The sequence below is a fragment of the Nostoc sp. UCD121 genome (assembly GCF_014222285.1).
Taxonomy (GTDB): domain Bacteria; phylum Cyanobacteriota; class Cyanobacteriia; order Cyanobacteriales; family Nostocaceae; genus Nostoc.
Genome location: NZ_JACKZS010000441.1, coordinates 1 through 1769, shown reverse-complemented (window position 1 = coordinate 1769; position 1769 = coordinate 1). Strand labels below are relative to the sequence as shown.

At 38.2% G+C, this 1769-nt stretch carries 1 protein-coding gene; it reads left to right on the top strand.

The window, feature by feature from the left end; genetic code table 11:
* Positions 1-104: 104 nt before the first annotated feature.
* Positions 105-1769, top strand: a 1665-nt coding sequence (locus GNF10_RS36700) for an IS1634 family transposase (RefSeq protein ID WP_185607479.1), incomplete at its 3' end; no start/stop codon positions are given.

Genomic DNA, 1769 nt, shown 5'->3' with positions numbered 1-1769 from the left:
CTCCCGGTTCGCCCATTTTTTAATGAGTTAGGAAAAGTAGATAGTCAAAAGTATACCGAAGGACATATTCCCAAAAAGACTAGATTAGGTATATGTTCGCACTTATGGCTAATGAACCCATAATCACAAACGAACGAGTTGATGATATACCTATACTTCTAACTCAAATAGAGCGTATGGGCGTACAATCGCTAATCGATAAACATTTTCCCAGACACGGAAATTGGCAAGGTCTAAGTCTGGGAAGTGTAGCAGTAATTTGGTTAGCACACATATTATCGCAAGCAGATCACCGTTTAAATCACGTCCAAGCCTGGGCTTCTAAGCGGTTAGAAACATTGAAAACATTTTTTGGAGAAGAGTTAGGTGAACTTGACTTGACGGATGATCGTCTAGAAGCCCTATTACGTTATCTTGACAGGGATAGCGACTGGTACTCATTTGAGTCAGAACTTGGAGGTAACTTGCTACAAGTTTACGATATCAAACCAGAACGAGTTCGTATGGATAGTACAACAGCTTCAAGTCACTGTGGGATTAATTCTGAAGGGTTATTCCAATGGGGCCATAGCAAAGATCATCGTCCAGACTTGGCACAAGTGAAAATAATGTTATCGACATTAGACCCTTTAGGAATGCCAATTGCAGCTGAAATACTATCAGGGGAAAAAGCCGACGATCCGTTATACATCCCGGCAATTGAAAGAGTACGTTCAACGCTAAAACAGTCAGGGTTACTATATATTGGCGACTGTAAAATGGGTTCAATTGCGACGAGGACTCATATTGTATCTGGTGGGGATTTCTATCTTTGTCCTCTCAATGCAAAACAAGTCCCATCTAAACAATTAATTGAATATCTTCAACCAGTTTGGGATGGTAAACAAGAATTAACAACTATTGATTATGATTATGCTGATGGGAAAAATAAAGAAATTGCTAAAGGGTTTGAAATAGATATTTCTCAAACAACAAAGATTCATGGTAATGAATTGACTTGGAATGAGCGACAAATAGTTGTACGTTCTTTCGCAATCGCAGAAACAGAAGAAAAATCTTTACGCGACCGCTTACAAAAAACGAATAATGCTCTGGAACAGCTTAAAATACCTTGTCGTGGCAAGAAAAAGTTAACCACGATTGACTCATGCCAGTCTGCTGCTAATGCTATTCTCAAACGTTATCGTACCAGTGGACTTTTTAAACTTGACATTCAACTTAGTATTTCTCGAAAAATTAAGAGGCGATATCTTGATACACCTTCTCAAATAGTAGAAGAAACTTCGATAAATCTGGATTTTGAAATTGATGAAGATGCAGTTTTAAGACAAATTAAGTTGTTAGGCTGGCGAGTCTACGTTACAAATCAAACAAAATCTCTGTTGTCTTTGAAACAAGCTGTTCGTGCCTATAGAGATGAGTATTTAACTGAACGAGGATTTGCTCGACTTAAAGGCTTTCCTTTATCTTTAACTCCAATTTATTTGCAGCGTGAAGATCATATTACAGGATTAATTCGCCTACTTTCAATTGGGTTGCGTGTTTTGACCCTTTTAGAGTTTCAGGTTCGTCGCAATCTGGAGCAAAATAAGGAAAAGCTAACTGGACTTTATATTGGTAATCCTAAACGAGAAACTGCACGTCCTACTGCTGAGATACTTCTTGCTGCATTTAAGGAGATTACCCTGTTCTTAATTGAGGTTAAAAACGAAGTTTATGCTCATTTGACTGCCCTTTCACCCTTACAGCAACGTATTCTTGTTTTACTT